A 24,170-nucleotide genomic window follows, 5' to 3' on the forward strand; every position below is an offset into this window, starting at 1 on the left:
AAACGTCACCTTATTTCCTGATAGGCAGGTAAACCGAGAACTCGGTATGACCCGGCCAACTGGTAAATTCAATTTTGCCAGAATGTTGATCAATCAAATTACGGGCGATAGATAATCCAAGGCCGGTACCGCCTTCGCGACCGCTGACCATTGGGTAGAACAGCGTGTCCTGCAAATGCGAGGGAATACCCGGACCGTTATCCTCAACATCAATTCGTGCCGCCAGACGGTAACGCATGCCGTGTAGCGTGAGCTGAAACGCGGTGCGGGTACGCAGAATGATCTCGCCGCCTTCCGGTCCCAGCGCCTGCAAAGCATTGCGCACGATGTTCAGCAAAACCTGCTCGATCTGGTCCGGGTCGTGCAGTAATTCGGGCAGACTTGGGTCGTAATCCCGGATTAGCGTGACGTTTTCCGGCAGCTCCATCGAGACCAGCGCCACCACGCGTTCCGCCACTTTGTGAATACTTTCCGTGATGTGCATTCCCGGCTGTTGTGGCCCCAGCAGACGGTCAACCAGATTACGCAGGCGGTCCGCCTGTTCAATAATGACTTTGGTATATTCGGTCAGCGCCGGGTCCGGAAGTGCTTTGCTGAGAAGTTGCGCCGCACCGCGTAATCCGCCCAGCGGGTTTTTAATTTCGTGCGCCAGGCCACGCACCAGATCGCGGGCAGCAATCTGCTGGGCGTGCTGGAGCTGTTCCTGACTCAGACGGCGCTGGTTATCCATAGGGGCCATCTCCAGCAAGATAAGGCCATCAGGCAGCCTCTGAGCGGTCACAGAGAGGATATGTGAGTGGCTGTCTATCACCAGCGTCACTTCGTTATCCGTAAAGCCCTGGCCTGCTTCCAGGCTCTCTCGCATCAGTCCGATGTTTAAGGAGAAATAACTCAACAGATCGGGAAGCGGTGTACCAAACAGTTTGCGGGAGCTTTGGGCGAGCAGCTGCTGTGCCGCCGGGTTGGCGTAATGTACAGCCAGTTCATCGTCGACCAGTAAGATGCTGTTGATTAAAGAATTGAGGATCTGCCCAGCATCGGGCAGCGTGCCGGTTGCCATTCAGCAGTCTCCTGAAAAGTGTTGCACCAATTTAGTGCATTATAGCTTTTTACATCAAAAAAGCGCGAAAAAGCAGGTTGTTAGTGGAGAAAAAAGCCCATCCTGGGATGGGCTACAGATGACTGGCAAACATAGATGCCGGATGGCGGCTTTGCCTTATCCGGCCTACAAGGTAATGTTACCCTCCAGGCCTGGTAAGATTGCGCCATCAGGCGTCCTATCATTCGCCATCGATCTCAAGCCTGCCTAAGCAGGCTAAAAGTTCCACGGCAACTCAAACGATTAAACGCTGTAGTACAGCTCAAACTCTACCGGGTGCGGAGTCATACGCACGCGGTCATCTTCTTCGCGACGCAGCGCAATGTACGCATCGATCGCTTCATTGGTGAACACGCCGCCTGCGGTCAGGAACTCGCGGTCCAGATCCAGTTCTTTCAGTGCTTCTTCCAGAGAACCAGCAACCTGTGGGATCTCTTTCGCTTCTTCCGGCGGCAGGTCGTACAGGTTTTTGTCCATTGCTTCGCCCGGGTGGATCTTGTTCTTAATACCGTCAAGACCAGCCATCAGCAGCGCTGCGAAGCACAGGTACGGGTTAGCAGCCGGGTCCGGGAAACGCACTTCGATACGACGAGCTTTCGGAGAAGCAACTACCGGGATACGGATAGACGCAGAACGGTTACGGGCAGAGTAAGCCAGCATGACCGGTGCTTCGTAACCCGGGACCAGACGCTTGTAGGAGTTGGTGGTCGGGTTAGCCAGGGCGTTGATCGCTTTAGCGTGTTTGATTACGCCACCGATGTAGTACAGCGCCTGCTCAGACAGACCCGCATATTTGTCACCGGAGAACAGGTTTACGCCGTTCTTGGACAGGGACATGTGGCAGTGCATGCCGGAACCGTTATCGCCAAACATTGGTTTTGGCATAAAGGTCGCGGTTTTACCGAAACGGTGAGCGACGTTGTGAACGACATATTTGTAGATCTGAATTTCGTCCGCTTTTTTGGTCATGGTGTTAAAGCGGGTCGCGATTTCGTTCTGACCAGCAGTCGCCACTTCGTGGTGATGCGCTTCAACAACCAGGCCCATCTCTTCCATGATCAGACACATGGTAGAACGGATATCCTGAGAAGAATCTACCGGAGGAACCGGGAAGTAACCGCCTTTCACGCCAGGACGATGACCTTTGTTACCACCTTCGTATTTGGTGGAGGAGTTCCATGCGCCTTCGATATCATCGATAGCCACGTGGGAACCGGAAATAGATGCGCCGAAACGGATGTCGTCAAACAGGAAGAACTCTGGCTCTGGCCCGAACAGAACGGTGTCTGCGATGCCGGTAGAACGCAGATATTCTTCAGCACGTTTAGCGATGGAGCGTGGGTCACGGTCGTAGCCCTGCAGCGTACCTGGTTCCAGGATATCGCAACGGATGATCAGGGTAGACTCTTCAAAGAACGGGTCGATGAGAGCAGTAGACGCATCTGGCATCAGAACCATGTCTGATTCGTTAATGCCTTTCCAGCCACCGATTGAGGAGCCGTCAAACATTTTGCCTTCTTCAAAGAATTCGGCATTTACCTGATGAGCAGGAATAGTGACGTGCTGTTCTTTACCTTTGGTATCAGTGAAGCGTAAATCAACAAACTTCACTTCGTGTTCGTTCAGCATCGTCAAAACGTGTTCAGCGGACATACTTACTCTCCCGGATTGGTCATTGTCGTCGTGGTAACGAAGTCTTCAATTCTGCAAAAATTGGCCGTGTCGCCATAAAAAATATAAAGCGAAATCTGTGCCAACTTTTAAATTGCCCCTAAAAGGCGTTATCATGCGCACCATCGTGCAAAGGGGCTGCACCATGAAGGTTGTATTGCACCATTATAGTGCTTTAATGTGAACATTAAGCACCATATTGGTGCAAAGCATGTCAGATTACCCCTTTTAACGCTCCGTGAATGTGATCACAAAGAAACTCTGCAATACTTGTTTGCGGAGGATGTTTGTGATCCTGTTTTGTACTGCGATTAATCCGTGTACAATAACGCGCTATTTCTAAAATGCCTGAGGCAAAGTTGTGATCGAAAATTTGCGTAACATCGCCATCATCGCGCACGTAGACCATGGTAAAACGACCCTGGTAGACAAGCTGCTCCAACAATCCGGTACGTTCGATGCACGTGCTGAAACCCAAGAGCGCGTGATGGACTCCAACGATTTGGAGAAAGAGCGTGGGATTACCATCCTCGCTAAAAACACCGCTATCAAATGGAATGACTACCGTATCAACATCGTTGATACCCCGGGGCACGCCGACTTCGGTGGTGAAGTTGAACGTGTAATGTCCATGGTCGACTCCGTGCTGCTGGTGGTGGATGCAATGGACGGTCCGATGCCGCAGACGCGCTTCGTGACCAAAAAAGCCTTTGCCCATGGCCTGAAGCCAATTGTTGTTATCAACAAAGTTGACCGTCCTGGCGCGCGTCCTGACTGGGTTGTTGATCAGGTATTTGACCTGTTCGTTAACCTCGACGCTACCGACGAGCAGCTGGACTTCCCGATCGTTTACGCTTCTGCGCTGAACGGTATCGCGGGTCTGGATCACGAAGACATGGCTGAAGACATGACTCCGCTGTATCAGACCATCGTTGATCGTGTACCGGCTCCGAGCGTAGACCTTGATGGCCCGCTGCAGATGCAAATCTCTCAGCTGGACTACAACAACTACGTTGGCGTAATCGGTATCGGCCGTATCAAACGCGGTAAAGTTAAACCGAACCAGCAGATCACTATCATTGATAGCGAAGGCAAAACCCGTAACGGTAAAGTCGGTAAAGTTCTGACCCATCTGGGTCTGGAACGTATCGAGAGTGATATTGCCGAAGCAGGCGATATCATCGCGATCACCGGTCTGGGCGAACTGAACATCTCCGACACCATCTGCGACCCGCAGAATGTTGAAGCGCTGCCAGCTCTGTCCGTTGATGAACCGACCGTAACCATGTTCTTCTGCGTAAACACCTCTCCATTCTGCGGTAAAGAAGGTAAATATGTTACCTCTCGTCAGATCCTTGACCGCCTGAACAAAGAGCTGGTGCACAACGTTGCGCTGCGCGTTGAAGAAACCGAAGATGCGGATGCGTTCCGTGTATCCGGTCGTGGTGAACTGCACCTGTCTGTTCTGATCGAAAACATGCGTCGTGAAGGTTTCGAAATGGCGGTTTCCCGTCCGAAAGTAATCTTCCGCGAAATCGACGGCCGTAAACAAGAGCCGTTCGAAAACGTAACGCTGGACGTTGAAGAGCAGCATCAGGGTTCTGTGATGCAGGCTCTGGGTGAGCGTAAAGGCGACCTGAAAAACATGAATCCAGATGGCAAAGGCCGCGTACGTCTTGACTACGTGATCCCAAGCCGTGGTCTGATCGGCTTCCGTTCAGAATTCATGACCATGACTTCCGGTACCGGTCTGCTGTACTCCACCTTCAGCCACTACGACGACGTTCGTGCGGGTGATGTGGGTCAGCGTCAGAACGGCGTACTGATCTCCAACGGCCAGGGTAAAGCAGTTGCGTTCGCACTGTTCAGCCTGCAGGACCGCGGTAAGCTGTTCCTGGGTCACGGTGCTGAAGTTTACGAAGGCCAGATCATCGGTATTCACAGCCGCTCTAACGACCTGACTGTAAACTGCCTGACCGGTAAGAAACTGACCAACATGCGTGCGTCCGGTACTGACGAAGCAACGGTTCTGGTTCCGCCGGTTAAGATGACTCTGGAGCAGGCTCTGGAATTCATCGATGACGACGAACTGGTAGAAGTTACCCCAACCTCTATCCGTATCCGTAAGCGTCACCTGACTGAAAACGATCGTCGCCGTGCAATGCGTGGCGCGAAAGAAGAGTAATTAACACTCTTTTTCAGGTAAGCACAAAAAAGCCGCTGATTATCAGCGGCTTTTTTTATTTCGGAAAGATTAGAAGAAATACTTAGCCCCGACACGAATTTGATTTTGTTCGCGGTGATAAGGTTCTACATTACGATCTAACCAGCGTAGTTCCAGGTAGGGTAACCAGTGTTCATTGATACGATACTTGAAGGTATTCGTAATCTCCCAGTGATGATCTTTTCCGTTACTGCTATTGAAGTCATTCACTCGAATAAAATAGTGCGGCTCAAAGGTATAGGAAAATTTATCGGTGATAGTAAAATTCCAGTAGTTGCCTATTTCATAGGTATCATTATTGTCCTGGTCACCGTTTAGATCGGTTGAGCTGTAGTTATTATGGTTATATCGGTTACGCACGGTAAGATTAAACCATGGGGTAAATTTATAGTTAACATCCAGATAAGCCGCACCACCGGAACCCGCACTCTTATCATTTATCAACCCACCTGGCTGGATAGTTAATTTATCTGTCGGTTTAAATAACGGATACCAGCCCTCTATTTCATTATAGCCGTGTTTTAACTCATCCTTGCGTTGCATGGTGTAGGTGTTGGTGAGCATGATACCCGCGCCCATATCGGAGTTATAGCCAACGCGCATCATCACTTCTATCTGATCTGACGCCAGATTATATGCCTCGCGGTTCTCGACATAGGCACCCGCAAAAACAGAGGTAGAAGCAACCGAAGATAAGAGAATTATTGTTGTTAACTTTTTCATAATAAATCCATTTTTTAAGCGTAGGGAGGCCGCCATCCATTAAGATGGAATAGGCGGCTATTATTTTTATACGTTTACAGCAGAGGTATTATTTTTAGTGGTAACAGGATTCGATAGATTATTGTTTTTCTTCCGTTGGCTGATTTCCTCAATAATAAAAGCAAAGCGAGTTTCGTTGAGCTTATAAAATAAACCCATTGTGAATGCAGCGATAATGGCCAGCCCACAAGGCCAGAGGAAAATAAGCTGACGCAGACCGAGCAAAGTTGCATTACTTTGGGTTATGTTGGGGATATAACCGATTTGCGTCAGCATGATGCCCGGCAGGAAACCAGCGAGCGCAGCGGAAATTTTGCGCGAAAAGGTATAACCCGTATACACCGAACCTTCCGCGCGGATCCCTGTTTTCCATTCGCCATAATCGACCGTATCCGGAACCAGCGCCCAGTTCAGGCTGTTAACAAAAGCGGTTCCGAAGAAGGCCATACAGGAGAATGTCACGAACAAAAATGATGTGCTGCCCCAGAAAAAGTTCAGTACATCGCCGATAGCCCATAATGCCAGACCGCCGAGGTAAACCTGCTTTTTACCGAAGCGTTTCACCGCAGCGGGAACCAGCAGCACCCCAACCAGAATGCATCCCATGCTGAAGAACCCCATCCACGACAGCAGATGAATATCATTGAGCACGTACTGGGTGTAGTACACCTGGATTGCCAGCTTGATGTTGAATGCCGCTAGCGTGCATAAGTTGGCGACACACAGCACCAGCAGGGGAGGGTTACGGAAAATGGCACAGAACGATTTGAGAATGCTGGGCTTATGGTGATCCGGCACGATTTCAATGTAGCGTTCCTTCACTCCGCTGAAACACCACCACATGCTGAACAACCCGCAGACTGAAAAGATCAGTGCGGCGATCAGATAACCCAGCGAGGATGAACTGACAAATAGAGCTTGAATCGGCATAAAGCCAACGGTGCACAGTAACAGACCAACGGTAGCGCCGCCCTGACGCCAGGCGGCGATCTGAGCGCGTTCATGCGGGTTTTTAGTGATCGCAGGCACCATCGCGCCGTAGGAGCAGTTCATCAGGCTATAGAACAGACCGAATAGCATAAACAATACCGTCGCCAGCCCAGTTTTTACCGTTAGCGTAAAATCTGTCGCCAAAAACTGCGCGCTGGCAACAACTGCGACAGGAAATGACGCATACAAAATAAAAGGTCTGAATTTACCTTTTGCGCCAATATTACGCCTTGAGTCCAGCAATACACCGGTCAACATATCAGTGAAGGCGGTGAAGAACTTCGCCACCAGAAAGATAATCCCACCGTAATACGCCGGCATCCCTAGTTCATCGGTATAAAATTTAAGCAGATACAGTGTGCCGATACACAGCATCAAATTTGAGCCGAAGTCACCCACTCCGTAGGCGAATTTTTCACGCAGGCTCAGTTTTAGCGTTAGCGGATCATGAAAAGACATAATCGCTCCTCAATAGCGCCCCGTAGAGCGCTATTAATTATTATTATCAAACGGGTTGTTTACGCGCTTCTATCTCTTCAACGATGCGGACATACATCTTCTCGTTAAGGTTGTAGAAACAGCCCATAGCCACAATGGTGATCACCGCTAAAGCGCAGGGATAAATAAAGATCAACTGACGCAAACCTTCGACCGTACTTGCTGATTGCACCACGTTGGGAACGTAGCCGATTTGCGTCAGCATCCAGCCGGGGAAGAATCCCGCCAGCGCTTGTGAAACTTTACGAAAGAAGGTGAAACCGGTGTATACCGTGCCTTCAGAGCGTACGCCGGTTCGCCATTCGCCATATTCCACCGTATCGGAGACCAGCGCCCAGTTCAGGCTGTTAACGAATGCTGAGCCGAAGAACGCCAGGCAGGAGAAGGCGACAAAGCTGACGGAACCGCCACCAAAGAAGTAGTTAAGCAAATCCCCCGCGACCCAAATTAGCAAACCGCCAATGTAGACTTTTTTCTTGCCGAAACGTCTAACCATTCCTGGCATCAAGAAGACGCCGATGAAGATACAGCCCATGCTGAAAAAGCCCATCCAGGAAAGGAGAATTGGGTCATTCAGTACGTACTGGGTGTAATAGACCTGAATTGCCAACTTAACGTTAAATGCGCCAAGCGTACAAAGGTTGGCAACGCACAGAATAAACAGAGGGCGGTTACCGGCGATGGCGCGGAAGGATTGCAATAATCCCGGTTTTTGCGCGGCATCCACGGGTTTCACTTCCACGTAGCGTTCTTTTACCCCGGCATAGCACAGCCACATAAACAGCAGGCCAAACAGCGAGAACAACGTGGCGGCGAAGATATAACCCAGCTGTGAATTGCCTTCGATCAAGTTCATTACCGGTACAAAGCCGACTGTACATAGCAACAAACCCAGGGTTGCGCCCCCTTGTCGCCAGGCTGCCAGTGAAGCGCGCTCGTCCGGATTTTTCGTAATCGCGGGAACCATTGCACCATAGGAGCAGTTCATCATGCTGAAGAACAGTCCGTACAGCATAAACAGCACCGTTGCCATCACCGTTTTACCGGTTACTTCAAACGGTGTACCGACAAAGTTGGCAATCGCCAGCAACGTAACTGGAAATGCGGCGTAAAGAACGAACGGACGGAATTTCCCTTTCGGGCCGATTTTGCGGCGGGAATCGAGCATAATCCCGGTGCCCATATCGGTAAACGCGGTAAAAAATTTGGCGATAAGGAAAATGATGCCGCCATAAGTTCCTGGTAAACCAAGGACATCGGTATAAAACTTGAGTAAATAGAGGGTACCAATGTCCAACAGGATATTGGAGCCTAAATCACCCATCCCATAGGCGAGTTTTTCTTTGAACGGCAAGCGTAGGGTTGCCGGATTAGAGGAAGTCTGACTCATTATTATTCTCCATGTGCCCGCGAGTTTCCCCGCGGGCGAGCCGTGTTAGATATTGCGTAAGGTGGCAAACAGTGACGCCCATTCACTCTTCGCGCGATAAAACACCGGAGGCTTGCCGATAGGCGCATCCACGGTAATTTCACCGCCCTGGTAAGTTTCCCCAGTCCAGACGTTTACCCAGCTATCCTCTGGCAGATACAGCGTCCAGTTTTGCTGGCCCTGTTCGTGAACCGGCGCGACCAGCAAATCTTGTCCCAGCAGATACTGATATTTCAGGGTATAGGTCCGAGCATCGTCTTCGTAATGCAGGAACAGCGGGCGCATCACCGGCAGACCGGTAGCGCTGTTTTGCGCGACAGCCTGTTTTAGATACGGTTTCAGGGTGGTAAAGACGGTGGTCATACGGGCAAAGTGGGCGATGGTTTCAGCATCACCATCAAACTGCCAGTTATCGCCAGGGCGGTTACCTTCGTGGGTGCGCATCATCGGCGTGAAGGCACTGAAGTCACACCAGCGCAGCAGCAGTTCTTTGCTGCGTTTCATGTCAAACAGGGTGGTGTAGCCGCCGATATCGCTGTGGTGCAGACCGTGACCGGTCATCGCCAGCGACAGCGCCGCAGGAACGACGGAAGCCAGACCGTCGTCGAGGCTCCAGTCAACGTTCTGATCGCCTGCCCACATCATGGTGGAGTACTTCTGGCTGCCGGTGTAGCCCGCACGCATAAAGAACAGGATCTCGCCGAGTTTGCCGGTCTCCTGTAACGCTTCGTAGTTGCATTTCGCCCACAGTGCGGGCCAGGCGTTATGCATAATTTCAGCGCTGACGCCGTTGTGCAGATACGTATCGGTTGGCAGATATTCGCCAAAGTCGGCCATCCAACCGCCGCAGCCCAGCTCAATCATGTTCTTTTTGATGACTTCTTTGAACCAGTTGTAGGCTTCGGGGTTGGTCAGATCGACCACACCGCCGTAAAACTCGCCGAACTCAACCAAATAGTCAGCGCCTGAGGCATCTTTCGCCAGATAACCGCGAGCGGCAGCTTCGGCACAGAGATCTTTATCGCTGGCGACGTATGGGTTGATGTAGGAGAGAAACTGCACGCCTTCTTCTTTCCACTGCTTAATACGGTTATCCAACTGCGGATAGTTGTCGCTGTTCCACTTCCAGTTCCACATCACGCGCTTGCCAAAGGAGGTCATGCGGATCCCGGACCAATCCTGCGCCCAGATGCCGTTTACTTTCACGCCTGCGTTACGCATGGTGTCCAGTTTGTTCTGGCAAATCTCAGTACCGCCCTGAATACCGAGCGTGACGCCGTCGTAAATCCAGTCCGGCAGCTCCGGCTGGCGACCTAACAGCGCGGTCAGTTTTTCCAGCAGGGAAATATACGTGTCGGCGCACTCAAAGCGCAGGGTGGTTTTGTCTTCCCACAGCGCCAGCTCGTGATACTCCGGTGCGCTGAAGTCGAAATTCATATAGCAACTGTTATCAACGTGGCAGTAGTACTTCTGTGTGCTGACGAAGGTCGGCTGCGGGAAGAAGGTCCAGTAGTAGTCTCCGCCGGCATTTTCTTTGCAGTCAGCCTGCCAGGTGACATAGCTGTTTTTGTTACGGCCCACGCCCTGTTCGCTGGTCCACAGTGGGAAGGGTTTTCCGCGCAAATCGAAGTAAGAGAATTGTTCACCGCAGCCGTAAATATGATCGTCCGGGTTGGCTGCCAGACGCAGCCAGATGCGGTTATGGCTGAGATCATCGTTGTGCAGGTCCAGCTTCAGGCGGCTCTGTTCATCGGTAGAGATGTGCAGCGTGGCGTTGATGGTATTACCGCGGCTGAAATGTACCAGCCAGCCATCAGGTGACTCGCTAACCGTGGCGTCGGTCAGAGCAATCTTCTCATTGAGCTTGTCTTTGATGCTGAAGTTGCCGCGAAACATGTCAATGTCGGCAACGCCAGCGCCGATCCATAGACAAGGGGTTTCTGTGCTGTGACGTAAAATCAGGCGCTGGTGGTACGTTAAAGCAAATCCATCAGGTAGTGATGTGAGTTCTAAGGCGGTTGACCGTTGTTGTAGCGAATTCATTATCGTCTCCGTAAAAATAGGGTAATTCGGTAATTTGTCGGAAATCTGTTATTCACTGCCGATTAAAAAATGCATTTGATGTGTTTCTCCGGGCGCGAGATGAATCAGGCTAATTCCGGAGTTAAAGGCGTCTGGCGGGCAGGTCATCGGTTCAACCGCAAGGCCACGCCGTGCTAATTTTTCGCCGGTGTACACCTGTAGCCAGGGCTGGTGGCTGCGTAAAAAAGTGGACATGTTTTGCGATGGACTGGTTATCCTGACTTCCCACTCAGCGTCAGGTGGCATGGTCCTGAACGTATGATCGATAGTGGTCTGCGCAATGCGTCGCTGCGTTGTGAAATCCCGTTCATCGCATGTTTCTTCACTCGCTGGGAGTGTTAATTCACAGTCATCGATAGGGTGCTGATTGCAGGTCAGGTAGGGGTGTGCTCCCGCGCCATAGGGTGCAATTTCGTCACCCACATTCTGTGTCCGAATAATGACGTGCAATCCGCTGTCTGCCTCCAGTCGGTAAATCACCTCTGAAACCAGCGCAAAGGGATAGCCATAAGAGGGCGGAAGAAAAATCGTCAACGACACTTCCGTGTTCGACAGTTGATTAATCTGCCAGTCCCGCCAGGCCAGCAATCCATGGATGGCGGTATGTGAAACAGGGTCGTTAACGGCAAGTTGGAAGGTCTTGCCGTTATGTTGATAGCAGCCATTTGCAACGCGGTTTGGCCAGGGAACCAGCACTTTTCCTAAATGTGCCAGCGGCATCTCTTCCGGCTTATGTGGAATCACAATGTGACGCCCACGGTGCGTCAATTCTGCTAGTCCAGCACCAACCGTGACGATTTTCGCCTGGAAGTTTCCTGTTTGAAGATGAATGGTTTTTCCACCGTTATGCATGGCTGCTCACCTTGTTACTTATTTAGCGTTGATATCCAGCAGACCGGCAGCCACTGCCGGAGCAAGGCCCGGAGCCAGCGGTAGACGCGGGATCACCAGGCAGTGCAGCAGGTGATAAATGTCCTGCTTACCGTCCCAGACTTTGGTCGTCACCTTGTTATCGGTATCCAGTTCCTGCCACCATGAACCGGTCTCGTAGTCCATCAGATATGTGATGCAGTAATCCCACCACTTCTGGTACCAAGCTTCGTACTGGCTGTCGCCGGTGAGGGTATACAAGGCATAGGCGGTACCCATGGCTTCGACTATCGGCCAACGCACTCTTTCGCGAACTATGGGTTTACCATCCCAGTCCACCGAATAGACAAAACCATCTGCACCATCTGGTGCCCAGGCATCACGGATGGTGGCGTGGAACAAGCCTTTGGCATCTTCCAGCAGCCAGGCGGGAGGCGTTTCGAAGCGGGCTTCCAGTGCGGCATGCAGATGCAGCATCAGGCGACCCCATTCGATCCAGTGGCCCGGCGTGCCGCCGTAAGCGCGGAAACGGTGTGCTGGGTTATCCTTGTTGTAATCGCGGATTGGGTTCCACTGTGAATCGAAGTGTTCGTTAACGCGATACTCCCCGCTGCGGGCTACGTCGTGAATAATCACCGATGCAATTCGCAGTGCGCGATCGAGCCATTTACGGTCATGGGTAACGTCATACACGATCAGGAAAGCCTCGACCGCGTGCATGTTGGCGTTACCGCCGCGGTAATCTTCCGTCTGGCTAAAAGCTTCGTCCCAGGATTCCAGGCACATCTGCTCCTCTTCGCTCCAGAAGTACTTTTCAATCACGTCGATAGCGTCATCCAACAATTGCCTGGCCTGCGGATGACCGGTGGTGACCGCACTTGCCGCACCGAGCAAAACAAAGAAATGCTGATAGCCCTGTTTGGAGGCGTCCATAACGCCTTCGTCATTTACGCAGGCGTACCAACCGCCGTAGCGAGTGTCGCGTAGCGCGCCATTCAGTGCTTTAATGCCATGATCGACTAGCTGATATGCGCCAGGACGACCCATTGACGCGGCAACGGAGTAGACGTGCAGCATGCGGGCGGTGATCCACAGATGTGTCCCCATATCTGCTCTGACCTGACCACTGTTTCCCAGCCAGCCAAATCCGGTGGGTACCGCCGCATTCTTACCAAAGTTAAAGATGCGGTCGGTTTCTTGCTCCAGCCAACGGTTGTGGCTTAGGGTGTTGAACCATTTCATTCTTAGATCCTCTTAGCGCCGGGCCATCATTTCGTCGACGATATCGCCCAGGCGTTGCAATTTAGGTGCGGAAACATCACGCAGCATCAGTTCGGTATCCGGCAGGCCAACAACCGATGACCAGACCGCACGTCCGGCCAGGAAGCCAGATGCGCCTGCGGTCATTGCTACGCTGACTGCTCGCGGGAACAGTTTTTCATCTACACCAGAGGAGAGAATGACCCACGGCATGTTGATGTTTTCATTCAGGCGCAGAGAGGCGCTAAGCAATTCTTGTTGGGTACCTTTGCCGTACAGCGGCATTTCGACCTTGTAGAGATCGGCACCGCTATCACCCAGTTCTTTTGCGGCATCGATAATGGCCTGTTCGCGATCGAACTTATCGCCACGACGCGGTGGGCGAACAACCGGCTCGATGATGCTTAGCAGGCCATTGGAATGGCATAGCTCATTGAATTCTTTCACCATATCAAGACGCTGTTGGGCATCTTCATCGCTACGCCACAGCACCAGCAGTTTGAGAGCCTTAGCACCATCTTGCTTCACGGCCTGCGGGTTGATTTTTTTATCAATCACCACGCTATCGACCGGGATTCCGTTACCCGGAATAAACTCATCAGCGGCCACAATCATGGCGCAGCTTTTGGCGACCGCGTTTTGCTCTACAACCTGGCGGTAGCAGAACTGCTGATCGACCAGAATGGCGGAGGCATAGGGGGACAGGATCTTCGCCGCATTGACTTTGAAATCGGTCAGTACGCTGTCATTGACCGGGGATTTTGCACCTGCTGCGGCAAACATTAAGCGCATGGCTTCGCGCTGATCGACCGCCAGCATGGCAAATCCGCCAGAAGCTCGGGTGATATCTTTCAGGGTGTACTTCGTCATTGCTCAGTCCTTACTTATCTGTGTGTTTATTTAGCCCGGCGGATGCGCGAACCTGTTCAAGAATGGCCGTCCAGTCTTCCCGGCCACGGCCAGCGGCACGCGCCTGGTTATAGACTTCGCGGGAGGCAGCACCGAGCGGCATCGGCACATGCAGTTGGTTGGCAACGTCCAGCGCGATGCCAAGATCCTTGTGAGCTAAATCGATCATGAATGCCGGGGAAAGATCGCCTTTCAGCACTTTGTTCGGCCAGGAGGTAGTGAAGTGGCCTTTCCCGGCGGGGGTACCGCTCATAACTTGCAAGGCCACATCAAAGGAGAGGCCAAGTGCCTCGCACAACACGGCTGCTTCGGCAGAAAGAGCGTTCAGTGCGATACTCATGTAGTTGTTGATGAGTTTCACGCGGATCCCCATGCCGGGACCCCCAGCATTGATCAGTTCATTACCCATCGCCATCAGAACCGGTGCGGCGCGTTCTACCTGCTGTGCTGTTCCGCCTGCCAGCAGCAACAGCGTTCCCGCGATAGCGTGATCGGAGGTACGCCCAACCGGGCAATCCATCATGTCGAAGCCTTTGGCACGCATATCGGCGATCAGCTTGTCGGTTTGCAGTGGGTGAATAGTCGACATATCAATCACTAATGCCTGCGGGGAGAGGCTTTCGCAGATACCTTGCTCGCCGAACAGTACGCTACGCACCAGATCGCCATTTGGCAGCATGGTGATGACAAATTCTGCCCCTTTTGCTGCCTGAGCCGGGTTGCTGGCAGGCTGTGCTCCTTTTTCCACCAGGCGCTGAACGGCATCCGGGTTAACGTCAAAGACGCTGAGTTGGTGACCCTGCTTCAGCAAGTTGCTCGCCATGGGTGAACCCATCTGACCTAATCCGATAAATGCTATAACTGCCATAACGTTCTCCTGAGACGTGGATGTCATTTTTTGTCATTTAAGGTCGTTTGTTTTTGTCTGTTTTTGATCGTATTTGTAATTTATGGTCAAAAAATTGACAGCCGTCACTTTTTAAACATTTTGTGAAATTAAAATGGTCTCATCTTGAAACGCCTAAGGAATGACCATGATTCGTATTGCTTGTGTAGGTATTGCCGTGATGGATCGCATCTATTACGTGGAAGAGTTACCGACTGAAGGAGGTAAGTATGTGGCGAAGCGTTATACGGAAGTGGGCGGTGGGCCTGCTGCAACGGCCGCAGTGGCTGCAGCGAAGCTGGGCGCACAGGTGGACTTTATTGGCCGTGTGGGCGATGACGACACCGGAAATAGCCTGCTGGCGGAGCTGGAATCCCTGGGGGTAAATACCCGTTACACCCGGCGCTACGCAGGGGCGAAGTCTTCGCAATCGGCAATTATGGTTGATACGCAAGGGGAGCGGATTATCGTTAACTATCCCAGCCCGGATTTATTGCCGGATGCTGATTGGCTGAATGAGATCGATTTTTCCCAGTGGGATGTGGTGTTGGCGGATGTTCGCTGGCATGAAGGGGCCAGAAAGGCGTTCACGCTGGCGCGTCAGGCGGGAGTGATGACAGTACTGGATGGTGACGTAACGCCACAAGATATCAGCGAGCTGGTGGCGTTAAGCGATCATGCTGCGTTCTCTGAACCTGGTCTGGTGCGTTTAACCGGGATAAATGATTCTGAAGTTGGACTGAAACAAGCAAAAACGCTCACAAATGGACATGTTTACGTAACGCGGGGAAGTGAAGGCTGTGACTGGATAAAAAATAATACGTTGCAGCATCAATCTGGATTTAAAGTCGACGTTGTGGATACTACGGGAGCTGGAGATGTTTTCCACGGTGCACTCGCATTCAGCCTGGCCGGCGGCGATGCTCCAGAAGAGGCCGTCAGGTTTGCCAGCGGGGTTGCTGCGTTAAAATGCACGCGTCCGGGAGGAAGGGCCGGAATCCCTGACTGTGATCAAACCCGATCTTTTCTGTCACTTTTTGTATAAAATGCCAGGGCAATGGTTTTTCGAGGAAATTTCATGAGTCTTACCGAACTGACCGGTAACCCGCGACACGATCAACTGCTTATGCTGATTAGCGAGCGCGGTTATATGAATATCGACGAGCTGGCCAGCCTGCTGGACGTGTCCACGCAAACCGTGCGTCGTGATATTCGTAAACTCAGTGAGCAGGGATTAATTACGCGTCATCATGGTGGCGCGGGCAGAGCTTCCAGCGTGGTGAATACGGCGTTTGAGCAGCGTGAAGTCTCCTGGACGGAAGAGAAAAAAGCCATCGCGGAAGCGGTGGCTGATTACATTCCCGATGGGTCAACGGTGTTTATTACCATTGGCACCACCGTTGAGCAGGTAGCACGCGCGCTGTTAAACCATAATCATTTGCGCATTATTACCAATAGCCTACGCGTGGCGCACATTCTGTATAACAACCCACGTTTTGAAGTCATGGTGCCGGGGGGGACGTTACGCCCGCATAACAGCGGCATCATTGGCCCTTCTGCCTCGGCATTTGTCGCTGATTTTCGGGCCGACTACCTGGTTACCAGCGTTGGCGCGATCGAAAATGATGGTGCGCTGCTGGAGTTTGATGTCAACGAGGCCAGCGTAGTGAAGACGATGATGGCCCATTCAAGGCATATTCTGTTGGCTGCGGATCATACGAAATATACGGCTTCTGCCGCGGTAGAAATTGGCAATGTGTCTCAGGTGACCGCGCTGTTTACCGATGAGTACCCAGGCCCGGCCCTGCATAATTTACTCCAGTCACAGCAGGTAGAAATTGTGCAGGTGAGTCCTTCACAGGATGATGCTCTGGCAGTGTAATTCTCCCCAATGATGGCTCGATAAGTTCGTAGCCATCACTCTCGCATAGTCAAACTTCTCCTTTCCCGCTACAGTTATTCATCCACGGCGAATAAGGAGAAGGGCATGCTCTATATCTTTGATTTGGGTAATGTGATTGTCGATATCGACTTCAATCGCGTGTTAGGAACTTGGAGCGATCTGAGCCGTGTACCGCTGGCTTCGTTAAAGCAAAGTTTCACCATGGGAGAGGCTTTTCACCAGCACGAGCGAGGTGAAATAACGGATGAAGCCTTTGCCGAGGCGATATGTCATGACATGGCGCTACCGTTAAGCTATGAGCAGTTCTCCCATGGCTGGCAGGCTGTTTTTGTTGCCTTGCGTCCTGAAGTCATCGACGTCATGCAAAAGCTGCGTGAGCAGGGGCATCGGGTGGTCGTCTTGTCGAATACTAACCGTCTGCACACGACGTTCTGGCCGGACGAATACCCCGAAATCCGCCAGGCTGCTGACCATATTTACCTTTCCCAGGATCTGGGCATGCGTAAACCGGAAGCGCGGATTTACCAGCATGTCCTGCAGTCTGAAGGTTTTTCTGCGCATGAGGCGGTATTTTTCGACGACAACGCCGATAATATTGAAGGGGCTAATCGGTTAGGGATTACCAGCATCCAGGTTGTCGATAAAACGACCATTCCGGACTATTTCGCGAAGTTGCTATGCTAAAAAATGTTCAGCAACAAGCCAGGCACCATACGCGTCCTGTTCGGGCCTGGCTGAAGCTACTATGGCAGCGGATTGATGAGGACAACATGACGACGCTGGCAGGGAATCTTGCCTATGTCTCATTGCTCTCATTAGTGCCGCTTATTGCCGTAGTTTTTGCTCTTTTCGCCGCATTTCCGATGTTTTCTGACGTCAGTGTCCAGCTACGTCATTTCATTTTCGCAAACTTTATCCCGGCGACGGGAGATGTCATTCAGCGTTATATTGAACAGTTCGTCGCCAACTCGAACAAAATGACGGCCGTTGGGGCGTGCGGGCTGATTGTGACAGCGTTATTACTGATGTATTCCATTGATAACGCCCTGAATACTATCTGGCGCAGCAAGCGTACTCGGCCTAAAGTTTACTCTTTCGCCGTTTACTGGATGATTTTAACGCTGGGGCCGCTGTTGGCGGGGGCCAGTCTGGCAATCAGCTCTTATCTGTTGTCATTGCGCTGGGCCAGCGATCTCAACACGGTGATTGATAACGTCCTGCGTATTTTCCCGCTGGTGCTTTCCTGGCTCTCGTTCTGGCTGCTTTACAGCATCGTACCGACTACGCGTGTACCCAACCGTGATGCGGTTATTGGCGCCTTTGTGGCCGCTGTGTTGTTCGAAACCGGAAAGAAAGGATTTGCGCTCTATATCACGATGTTCCCGTCTTATCAGCTCATTTACGGTGTCCTGGCGGTGATCCCCATTTTATTCGTCTGGGTATACTGGACCTGGTGTATCGTCTTGCTAGGCGCGGAAATAACTGTCACTCTCGGGGAATACCGCAAACTTAAACAAGCCGCAGAACAAGAAGAAGCAGAGCAACCATGATTGCATTAATTCAGCGCGTAACCCGTGCCAGCGTCACCGTGGAGGGCGAGGTGACGGGTGAAATTGGCCCAGGACTTTTGGTCCTGTTAGGTGTCGAAAGGGATGATGACGAACAGAAAGCGAACCGCCTGTGCGAGCGCGTACTCGGCTATCGAATCTTTAGCGATGCCGAAGGCAAAATGAACCTTAACGTGCAGCAGTCAGGGGGCAGCGTGCTGGTGGTTTCACAGTTCACGCTGGCGGCAGATACCGAACGCGGCATGCGCCCGGGGTTTTCAAAAGGGGCTGCGCCCGATCGTGCAGAGGCGTTGTATGAGTACTTTGTTGAGCGTTGCCGCCAACAGGAAATGAATACGCAAACCGGTCGATTCGCTGCGGATATGCAGGTTTCACTGGTTAATGATGGCCCCGTGACGTTCTGGTTACAAGTATGAACCAGCTACCGGTGTGGCCGCGGACAACAAGAGAGAATACGACTATGTATCACCTTCGAGTACCGCAAACAGAAGAAGAATTGGAGCGTTACTACCAGTTTCGCTGGGAGATGTTGCGTAAACCTTTGCACCAGCCTAAAGGCTCCGAACGGGATGCCTGGGATGCGATGGCGCATCACCAGATGGTGGTGGACGAAGAGGGAAATCTGGTCGCAGTTGGCCGACTGTATATCAATGCGGATAACGAAGCCTCCATACGCTTTATGGCCGTTGACCCTTCCGTGCAGGAGAAAGGGTTGGGCACGCTGATGGCGATGACCCTGGAGTCTGTGGCGCGTCAGGAAGGAGTCAAACGCGTAACCTGTAGCGCCCGTGAAGATGCGGTCGAATTTTTCGCCAAACTGGGATTTGTGAGCCAGGGAGAAATCACCACACCGCAAACCACGCCGGTGCGTCACTTTTTGATGATTAAGCCTATTGCGACGCTGGACGACATTCTCCATCGCGGGGACTGGTGCGGACAGCTACAGCAAGCCTGGTACGAACATATTCCATTGAGTGAGAAAATGGGTGTGCGCATTCAGCAATATACCGGGCAGAAATTTATCACCACGATGCCCGAGACGGGCAATCAGAACCCGCACCATACGCTGTTTGCCGGGAGTCTGTTTTCCCTGGCGACGCTAACGGGCTGGGGACTTATCTGGCTGATGCTGCGTGAGCGTCATCTGGGCGGGACGATAATCCTTGCCGACGCACATATCCGATACAGCAGGCCGATCACCGGGAAACCTACCGCTATCGCCGATCTGGGCTCGCTGAGCGGTGACCTGGACCGTCTGGCAAGAGGTCGCAAGGCGCGCGTTCAGATGCAGGTTGGGGTGTTTGGCGATGACACGCCGGGCGTGGTGTTTGAAGGCACCTACATTGTGCTACCCGCAAAACCGTTTGGCGCATATGAAGAAGGCGGGAACGAGGAAGAGTAGGCCTTCTAGCTAAAATGTAATATTGGGTTCATTTGCTGATGTAAAATGCGGATTATGAAAATGCCATAATCCGCATTTTGATAAAAAATCGCATGCTGTCGATGATTGTATTGACGGGTACCTTCCTTAATCGCAGAACAGTTGTGACCCATCAAAGCGTTTTTCTCTAACAGTAAAAAAAGCTGTTCCATCTCAGTCGTGTATTTATCCGCCTGCTGATAACCGAATTTTCTCCAGGTGTATTCATAGATAGATTCAAAGTCTTCGACTGCCTGATTAGAGAGTTTATACATTCAGACTGCGCTTTTTCCTGTGCGCGACCTCCTGTAGAGTCAGGTCGCTTGTGCCGCTGTGTATCCCATCCTCCAGCGCGTCGCGTAATGCGTTGTTTCGCAATTCTTGTTCTTCCAGTAAACGTAATGCTGAACGGACAACTTCGCTGGTGGAACCATAGCGCCCACTTTCAATCATTTCGTTAATAAAACGATCGAGATGCTCGCCAATTGTAATGCTGGTAGTTCTGGGCATAGGTTTGTCCTTTGTGTTATCTATTCACACAAGATAGCACCCGTGGACGAAAACATGAACAACCTTACTGACCTAGCCGCCAGGCCACATCCCGCATAACGCTTCGTGCTGCCTGGCTCACCCCAGCCAACTGGAAAAATCCGTGGATAACGCCGAGATAGCGTTGGCAAGTGCACTCCACGCCCTGCTCCTGGAACCGTTGATACAGGGCCTCGCCTTCATCTCGCAGTGGGTCGAATTCAGCTGTAATGATGTGCGTGGGCGGTAAACCGTTGAAGTCTTCGCGCCAGAGTGGGCTGACTTCGGGATGCAATGGATCGGTTTGCGGCATATACATCTCGTAGCCCGACAGCAGCGTGTCGCGGGTGATAATGTAATCCTGTCCATTATGGTCATAGCTCGCAAACCTGACGGTTGCGTCCAGCATCGGGTAGATCAACATAAGCTGCGCAGGTTGCCACTGCCTGGTAGCTTTCAGGCGTAGTGAGGTGACCAGCGCCAGATGCCCGCCAGCGCTGTCGCCAGCCAGCGTAATGTTGCTACGGTCGACACCCAGTTTCTGGGCATACTTCCAGATAATATTGGCCCCGGTTTCAGCATCGTTATGTGCTGCCGGGAAGATGTGCTCAGGTGCGAGGCGATACTGCACCGCAATGACCCGACAGCCGCTGTACCAGGCAAGTTGCCTTAACTGGTTATCATGTGTGGCAAATCCGCCGCTGACAAAGCAGCCACCGTGGTAATAGATAACGCAGGGGAGATTTCCCGTGCTGCCCCGCGGCGAAACTACGCGAAACATCATGGCATCGAGTTCAATATCTTCAACTTGTACGCGGGTTTCAGTGTCTCCGGCCAGGACCGTGCTGGCGATATAGCCTGCTCTCCGGTCATCAATATTCTGCTCGCGCGAAGAAGGGCGCCCCGCCACGATAAATGCCTCAACCAGCTGTGCAATCCCGCTTTCCAGTGCCATTTTTACATCCCCTTATCTGTATAGATATACAGGTTTATAACCTGGATAACTAAGAATGAAAATGGGAAAAATGGGGGCAGGTATGATTCTGGAAAGCGGCTCGCAGATTAAAAACCGTCATTGGTTTCTGCTGTTTGAATTCGGTATTGTGAGGAAAATGTACTATACGCCATTGACGTATAGTTAAGAGGATTATTTACTTTCATCAAATCAGAAAATCACAAATTCGATTGTTGCTGATTTATCAGAAAGGGATCAAGGATGATCTTACTCCACAAGAAAAAGTGCTGCTGCGTATGTTGAATGAGAGGTGGTAAATGGATAAGGCACTATTTGAGCGATTAACTCAAAGTATGGTTCAGATGAATGAGATCGCTGAAGGAACGCGACAACCTTCCCGTACCTTTCATATTGACGCCATGAAAATAAAGGAAATTCGCCAGTCTTCAGGATTATCACAGACTCGTTTCGCAGATTTGATATCGGTAAGCGTGGATACGTTGCGAAATTGGGAGCAAGGGCGTCGTTCACCGACCGGTCCAGCAAAAGCGTTGTTACGTGCTATTGCCAATGATCCAAAACATGTCATTCAGGCACTAAGATAATCCCCGGCAGTTTGGTTCAATTGCCGGGGGAAGATCTTAAAACTTACTCCCCTTCACCTGGGAACAGGAACGGGTTGATGGAGCTGCGGGCAAAGCCCTCTTGCTCCATGTGCGCGTCCAGCATCAGTGAAGCGAGATCGTCAGCCACGGCTTCAACTTTAGGGTCTTTTTCCTGATAGAGAATCTTCAGGTAAGTCCCGCAGTCGCCGCAGCTTTCAGCTTTAATTGCCGCCTGTTCGTTATCCAGCGACCAGTAGTTCAAATCACGGCTTTGCTCGCAGTTGCTGCACTTCACGCGTACCACGTGCCACTCGGTTTCGCAGAGGTTGCAGTGCAGATAGCGCAGCCCCTGAGTAGTACCGATTTGCACCATGCTGGAGACCGGCATTGAACCACACACCGGGCAGTACTGACGCTGTTCGCCGTATTCCGCACGGGCTTTGCCGGGGATCAGGCTTGCCATCTGCGCCCAGTAGAGCGACAGGGCAGCCCAAATAAACGGTGCTTTATCGCTGCTGACGGAGGCGAAATCAGAGGCAAACAGCGCGCTGGCCATCAGCTCCAGTTCCTGCTCTGAGGCTTTTTCCAGATTTTCGATCACGGCAAGCGCAGGGCCGCTCATTTCTGGTTTCAGCTCAGCAATTAACGATTGCAGCAGTTTTTGCCAGTGCTTGTCGCGTGGTAGGACGTGGATATCCAGCGGCGGTTTGCCCTGATCGTTCGCTTCTTTGATGCGAGCGGTCAGATCCATCTGCAGCGGATGGTCGTACAGTACCACTTCCTGCGCGTGGGCGATCAGCGCGGCAAAGCGCAGGTAGTCGCCCAGTGGGTTGTTCTCGGCCAGCTCGCGCAGGCGCTCAGCGCGGCGGTTATACAAATTTTTGAGTCTGGGGAATAATAACGGCGGAATCATATCCGCCGTGCGTTTCTCGCTCTTCTCCAGCTCATCTTGCGGGATTATGCGAATACTCATTCAGATGACTTTTCCTGTTTCTGGCGGACTTCACGGTACCAGCGCGGGTGATGTTTCTTCGCCCATGAACTGGTAACCCATCCTTCCACCATCGCGGTAATGGTGCCTTTCACCCAAAGGGCGGCGTAAATGTGCACCATGATAACCACAATTAACGCTACTGCGGCAAATGAATGCAGCATTAACGCGAATCGGATCACCGGGATTGAGAAAGCAGGCGCAAAATACGGACGCCAGATGACCACTCCGCTCACCAGCAACAGGACCAGGAAGATAATCGCCGCCCAGAATACGCATTTCTGGCCGAAGTTATAACGTCCCGTGTCACCTACTTCCTCGTTGACGACAATCTTACGAATATTCTTCGCCCAAAAGATATCATCCCGATTGATTAGATTGTGGTGCCAGTAACGGAAAAACATGGTGATAAACGAGGCAAACATGATCACGCCGACAAACGGGTGCACAATTCGCGCCAGTTGTGGAGTGCCCATGATGTGCATCAGCCAGTTAAAAGACGGGAAGAGAAAGCCCATCCCGCTCACCGCCGCAAGAATGAAGCAGAAGGCGGTGATCCAGTGGTTGATGCGTTCCGGCGCCGTGTAGCGCACGATGGTGTCACGTCGTTTCATTTGCGCACCTCGTCGTCTTTTTCATGCAGATTGTCTTCTTCCTCTTCCGCACGGTTCGGGCCTACGCCGACGTAGTGGAAGATGCTGGCCGCAAATGTCGCTGCAAAGCCGACGGCTGCGAGGGGTTTCCAGATGCCTTTCCAGAACTTAACGGTAGCGCTGATCTCTGGGTTCTCTGGCAGGCCATGATACAGATTCGGTTTGTCCGCATGGTGCAATACGTACATTACGTGCGTACCGCCAACACCCGCCGGATCGTACAGACCCGCGTTTTCGTAACCACGCGTTTTCAGCTCCGCCACGCGTTCGCCTGCCAGGGTTTTCATCGACTCTTTGGTGCCGAAATGAATGGCACCGGTTGGGCAGGTTTTCACGCAGGCCGGTTCTTGCCCGACCACAACACGGTCAACGCACAACGTACATTTGTAGACGCGGTTGTCTTCCGGATTGAGGCGCGGCACGTCGAACGGGCAGCCCGCGATGCAGTAGCCACAGCCGATGCACTGCTCAGACTGGAAGTCGACGATACCGTTGGCATACTGAATGATTGCGCCTTCAGCCGGACACGCCTTCAGGCAGCCCGGATCGGCGCAGTGCATACAGCCATCCTTGCGGATAAGCCATTCCAGTTTGTCGTTTTGTTCCACTTCCGAGAAGCGCATCACCGTCCAGGATTTGGCGGTCAAATCAGCCGGGTTGTCGTACACCCCAACGTTGTTGCCCACTTCATCACGGATGTCGTTCCATTCAGAACACGCCACCTGACACGCTTTACAGCCGATACAGGTGGTGACGTCGATAAGCTTCGCCACTTCTTCCTGATGGTCCCGCGCCTGAGGCGCGGGGGTGAAACCGTTAGTGGCGGAACGACGAATGATGTCTTGCGATTGATAAGCCATAGGTCGT

General features: G+C 52.0%; 24 protein-coding genes and 1 pseudogene. 9 read left to right on the forward strand and 16 right to left on the reverse strand.

Annotated elements, in window-relative coordinates:
* Nucleotides 1-10: 10 nt before the first annotated feature.
* Both glnL and glnA read right to left on the reverse strand, forming a co-directional pair.
* The gene (gene glnL, locus OGY18_RS01055; RefSeq protein WP_008786986.1) at nt 11-1,060 is read right to left on the reverse strand and encodes a nitrogen regulation protein NR(II); all 1,050 of its coding nucleotides are present in this window, start codon (nt 1,058-1,060) and stop codon (nt 11-13) included.
* A gap of 282 nt (nt 1,061-1,342) precedes the next feature.
* Nucleotides 1,343-2,752: a glutamate--ammonia ligase gene (gene glnA / locus OGY18_RS01060; protein WP_003825314.1), complete on the reverse strand. Its 1,410-nt coding sequence runs from the start codon at nt 2,750-2,752 to the stop codon at nt 1,343-1,345.
* 379 nt (nt 2,753-3,131) lie between these two features.
* Between glnA and typA the strand changes: the two genes are divergently transcribed.
* On the forward strand, nt 3,132-4,955 hold the full coding sequence (gene typA / locus OGY18_RS01065) for a ribosome-dependent GTPase TypA (RefSeq protein ID WP_008786988.1): 1,824 nt from the start codon (nt 3,132-3,134) through the stop codon (nt 4,953-4,955).
* 69 nt (nt 4,956-5,024) lie between these two features.
* On the opposite strand, the gene ompL is transcribed toward typA, so the two are convergent.
* The 8 genes from ompL to yihU all read right to left on the reverse strand — a co-directional run bounded on the left by ompL (nt 5,025) and on the right by yihU (nt 14,662).
* Entirely contained in the window at nt 5,025-5,717 is a 693-nt protein-coding gene (ompL, locus tag OGY18_RS01070) for a porin OmpL (RefSeq protein WP_003825311.1), read from the reverse strand.
* Nucleotides 5,718-5,783: 66 nt separating this feature from the next.
* Entirely contained in the window at nt 5,784-7,205 is a 1,422-nt protein-coding gene (locus tag OGY18_RS01075; protein WP_286551326.1) for an MFS transporter, read from the reverse strand.
* 46 nt (nt 7,206-7,251) lie between these two features.
* A complete protein-coding gene (locus tag OGY18_RS01080) occupies nt 7,252-8,634 on the reverse strand; it encodes an MFS transporter (RefSeq protein WP_003825308.1) in 1,383 nt (460 codons plus the stop codon).
* A 45-nt stretch (nt 8,635-8,679) separates the two neighbouring features.
* Complete coding sequence (locus OGY18_RS01085; RefSeq protein WP_286551328.1) at nt 8,680-10,716, reverse strand: alpha-glucosidase; 2,037 nt, start codon at nt 10,714-10,716, stop codon at nt 8,680-8,682.
* 48 nt (nt 10,717-10,764) lie between these two features.
* Entirely contained in the window at nt 10,765-11,607 is an 843-nt protein-coding gene (locus OGY18_RS01090; protein ID WP_286551331.1) for an aldose-1-epimerase, read from the reverse strand.
* A gap of 18 nt (nt 11,608-11,625) precedes the next feature.
* Nucleotides 11,626-12,867 (reverse strand): sulfoquinovose isomerase, encoded by a 1,242-nt coding sequence (gene yihS / locus OGY18_RS01095; RefSeq protein WP_126957459.1) that lies wholly within the window; start codon nt 12,865-12,867, stop codon nt 11,626-11,628.
* Between the two features lie 12 nt (nt 12,868-12,879).
* Nucleotides 12,880-13,755, reverse strand: a complete 876-nt coding sequence (yihT, locus tag OGY18_RS01100) for a sulfofructosephosphate aldolase (RefSeq protein WP_003825301.1) — start codon at nt 13,753-13,755, stop codon at nt 12,880-12,882.
* Nucleotides 13,756-13,765: 10 nt separating this feature from the next.
* Nucleotides 13,766-14,662 (reverse strand): sulfolactaldehyde 3-reductase, encoded by an 897-nt coding sequence (gene yihU / locus OGY18_RS01105; protein WP_048227546.1) that lies wholly within the window; start codon nt 14,660-14,662, stop codon nt 13,766-13,768.
* 166 nt (nt 14,663-14,828) lie between these two features.
* Between yihU and OGY18_RS01110 the strand changes: the two genes are divergently transcribed.
* From OGY18_RS01110 to fabY, 6 genes are all read left to right on the forward strand, one after another.
* Nucleotides 14,829-15,725: a sugar kinase gene (locus tag OGY18_RS01110; RefSeq protein WP_148362611.1), complete on the forward strand. Its 897-nt coding sequence runs from the start codon at nt 14,829-14,831 to the stop codon at nt 15,723-15,725.
* Between the two features lie 33 nt (nt 15,726-15,758).
* Nucleotides 15,759-16,562, forward strand: coding sequence for a DeoR/GlpR family DNA-binding transcription regulator (locus OGY18_RS01115; protein ID WP_003825295.1), 804 nt, complete (start codon nt 15,759-15,761; stop codon nt 16,560-16,562).
* Nucleotides 16,563-16,667: 105 nt separating this feature from the next.
* Nucleotides 16,668-17,267: a glucose-1-phosphatase gene (gene yihX, locus OGY18_RS01120; RefSeq protein ID WP_003825293.1), complete on the forward strand. Its 600-nt coding sequence runs from the start codon at nt 16,668-16,670 to the stop codon at nt 17,265-17,267.
* Nucleotides 17,261-18,133 carry a virulence factor BrkB family protein gene (locus tag OGY18_RS01125; protein ID WP_008786998.1) on the forward strand — a complete coding sequence of 291 codons (873 nt, stop codon included), beginning with the start codon at nt 17,261-17,263 and terminating at the stop codon, nt 18,131-18,133. The genes yihX and OGY18_RS01125 overlap by 7 nt, the downstream gene beginning before the upstream one ends.
* Nucleotides 18,130-18,567 carry a D-aminoacyl-tRNA deacylase gene (dtd, locus tag OGY18_RS01130; RefSeq protein ID WP_003825289.1) on the forward strand — a complete coding sequence of 146 codons (438 nt, stop codon included), beginning with the start codon at nt 18,130-18,132 and terminating at the stop codon, nt 18,565-18,567. Before OGY18_RS01125 ends, dtd begins: the two co-directional genes overlap by 4 nt.
* Nucleotides 18,568-18,611: 44 nt before the next feature.
* A complete protein-coding gene (fabY, locus tag OGY18_RS01135; protein ID WP_003825286.1) occupies nt 18,612-19,553 on the forward strand; it encodes a fatty acid biosynthesis protein FabY in 942 nt (313 codons plus the stop codon).
* A gap of 5 nt (nt 19,554-19,558) precedes the next feature.
* Here fabY and OGY18_RS01140 read toward each other — a convergent pair whose 3' ends face one another.
* From OGY18_RS01140 to OGY18_RS01150, 3 genes are all read right to left on the reverse strand, one after another.
* Nucleotides 19,559-19,846, reverse strand: coding sequence for a type II toxin-antitoxin system RelE/ParE family toxin (locus OGY18_RS01140; RefSeq protein ID WP_003825284.1), 288 nt, complete (start codon nt 19,844-19,846; stop codon nt 19,559-19,561).
* Nucleotides 19,839-20,081, reverse strand: a complete 243-nt coding sequence (locus OGY18_RS01145; RefSeq protein ID WP_003825282.1) for a type II toxin-antitoxin system ParD family antitoxin — start codon at nt 20,079-20,081, stop codon at nt 19,839-19,841. Before OGY18_RS01145 ends, OGY18_RS01140 begins: the two co-directional genes overlap by 8 nt.
* 64 nt (nt 20,082-20,145) lie before the next feature.
* Entirely contained in the window at nt 20,146-21,054 is a 909-nt protein-coding gene (locus OGY18_RS01150; RefSeq protein WP_286551339.1) for an alpha/beta hydrolase, read from the reverse strand.
* 188 nt (nt 21,055-21,242) lie between these two features.
* Here OGY18_RS01150 and OGY18_RS01155 point away from each other — a divergent pair.
* Both OGY18_RS01155 and nadS read left to right on the forward strand, forming a co-directional pair.
* Nucleotides 21,243-21,371, forward strand: a pseudogene (locus OGY18_RS01155) (type II toxin-antitoxin system RelE/ParE family toxin); the annotation flags it as partial.
* Nucleotides 21,372-21,659, forward strand: a complete 288-nt coding sequence (nadS, locus tag OGY18_RS01160; protein WP_038635893.1) for a NadS family protein — start codon at nt 21,372-21,374, stop codon at nt 21,657-21,659. It abuts the pseudogene before it with no gap.
* Nucleotides 21,660-21,702: 43 nt separating this feature from the next.
* On the opposite strand, the gene fdhE is transcribed toward nadS, so the two are convergent.
* From fdhE to fdoH, 3 genes are read right to left on the reverse strand one after another with little or no spacing between them, the layout of a single operon-like run.
* A complete protein-coding gene (gene fdhE, locus OGY18_RS01165) occupies nt 21,703-22,632 on the reverse strand; it encodes a formate dehydrogenase accessory protein FdhE (RefSeq protein WP_003028685.1) in 930 nt (309 codons plus the stop codon).
* Nucleotides 22,629-23,264 carry a formate dehydrogenase cytochrome b556 subunit gene (gene fdoI, locus OGY18_RS01170; RefSeq protein WP_286551342.1) on the reverse strand — a complete coding sequence of 212 codons (636 nt, stop codon included), beginning with the start codon at nt 23,262-23,264 and terminating at the stop codon, nt 22,629-22,631. The genes fdhE and fdoI overlap by 4 nt, the downstream gene beginning before the upstream one ends.
* A complete protein-coding gene (fdoH, locus tag OGY18_RS01175) occupies nt 23,261-24,163 on the reverse strand; it encodes a formate dehydrogenase O subunit beta (protein WP_003825273.1) in 903 nt (300 codons plus the stop codon). Before fdoH ends, fdoI begins: the two co-directional genes overlap by 4 nt.
* Nucleotides 24,164-24,170 lie beyond the last annotated feature (7 nt).

This window comes from Citrobacter sp. Cpo142, assembly GCF_030332425.1.
Lineage (GTDB): Bacteria > Pseudomonadota > Gammaproteobacteria > Enterobacterales > Enterobacteriaceae > Citrobacter > Citrobacter portucalensis.

Coding starts and splice junctions, on each gene's coding strand:
- glnL (WP_008786986.1), bottom strand. CDS start 1,060: ATGGCAACCGGCACGCTGCCCGATGCTGGGCAGATCCTCAATTCTTTA.
- glnA (WP_003825314.1), bottom strand. CDS start 2,752: ATGTCCGCTGAACACGTTTTGACGATGCTGAACGAACACGAAGTGAAG.
- ompL (WP_003825311.1), bottom strand. CDS start 5,717: ATGAAAAAGTTAACAACAATAATTCTCTTATCTTCGGTTGCTTCTACC.
- OGY18_RS01075 (WP_286551326.1), bottom strand. CDS start 7,205: ATGTCTTTTCATGATCCGCTAACGCTAAAACTGAGCCTGCGTGAAAAA.
- OGY18_RS01080 (WP_003825308.1), bottom strand. CDS start 8,634: ATGAGTCAGACTTCCTCTAATCCGGCAACCCTACGCTTGCCGTTCAAA.
- OGY18_RS01085 (WP_286551328.1), bottom strand. CDS start 10,716: ATGAATTCGCTACAACAACGGTCAACCGCCTTAGAACTCACATCACTA.
- OGY18_RS01090 (WP_286551331.1), bottom strand. CDS start 11,607: ATGCATAACGGTGGAAAAACCATTCATCTTCAAACAGGAAACTTCCAG.
- yihS (WP_126957459.1), bottom strand. CDS start 12,867: ATGAAATGGTTCAACACCCTAAGCCACAACCGTTGGCTGGAGCAAGAA.
- yihT (WP_003825301.1), bottom strand. CDS start 13,755: ATGACGAAGTACACCCTGAAAGATATCACCCGAGCTTCTGGCGGATTT.
- yihU (WP_048227546.1), bottom strand. CDS start 14,662: ATGGCAGTTATAGCATTTATCGGATTAGGTCAGATGGGTTCACCCATG.
- OGY18_RS01110 (WP_148362611.1), top strand. CDS start 14,829: ATGATTCGTATTGCTTGTGTAGGTATTGCCGTGATGGATCGCATCTAT.
- OGY18_RS01115 (WP_003825295.1), top strand. CDS start 15,759: ATGAGTCTTACCGAACTGACCGGTAACCCGCGACACGATCAACTGCTT.
- yihX (WP_003825293.1), top strand. CDS start 16,668: ATGCTCTATATCTTTGATTTGGGTAATGTGATTGTCGATATCGACTTC.
- OGY18_RS01125 (WP_008786998.1), top strand. CDS start 17,261: ATGCTAAAAAATGTTCAGCAACAAGCCAGGCACCATACGCGTCCTGTT.
- dtd (WP_003825289.1), top strand. CDS start 18,130: ATGATTGCATTAATTCAGCGCGTAACCCGTGCCAGCGTCACCGTGGAG.
- fabY (WP_003825286.1), top strand. CDS start 18,612: ATGTATCACCTTCGAGTACCGCAAACAGAAGAAGAATTGGAGCGTTAC.
- OGY18_RS01140 (WP_003825284.1), bottom strand. CDS start 19,846: ATGTATAAACTCTCTAATCAGGCAGTCGAAGACTTTGAATCTATCTAT.
- OGY18_RS01145 (WP_003825282.1), bottom strand. CDS start 20,081: ATGCCCAGAACTACCAGCATTACAATTGGCGAGCATCTCGATCGTTTT.
- OGY18_RS01150 (WP_286551339.1), bottom strand. CDS start 21,054: ATGGCACTGGAAAGCGGGATTGCACAGCTGGTTGAGGCATTTATCGTG.
- nadS (WP_038635893.1), top strand. CDS start 21,372: ATGGATAAGGCACTATTTGAGCGATTAACTCAAAGTATGGTTCAGATG.
- fdhE (WP_003028685.1), bottom strand. CDS start 22,632: ATGAGTATTCGCATAATCCCGCAAGATGAGCTGGAGAAGAGCGAGAAA.
- fdoI (WP_286551342.1), bottom strand. CDS start 23,264: ATGAAACGACGTGACACCATCGTGCGCTACACGGCGCCGGAACGCATC.
- fdoH (WP_003825273.1), bottom strand. CDS start 24,163: ATGGCTTATCAATCGCAAGACATCATTCGTCGTTCCGCCACTAACGGT.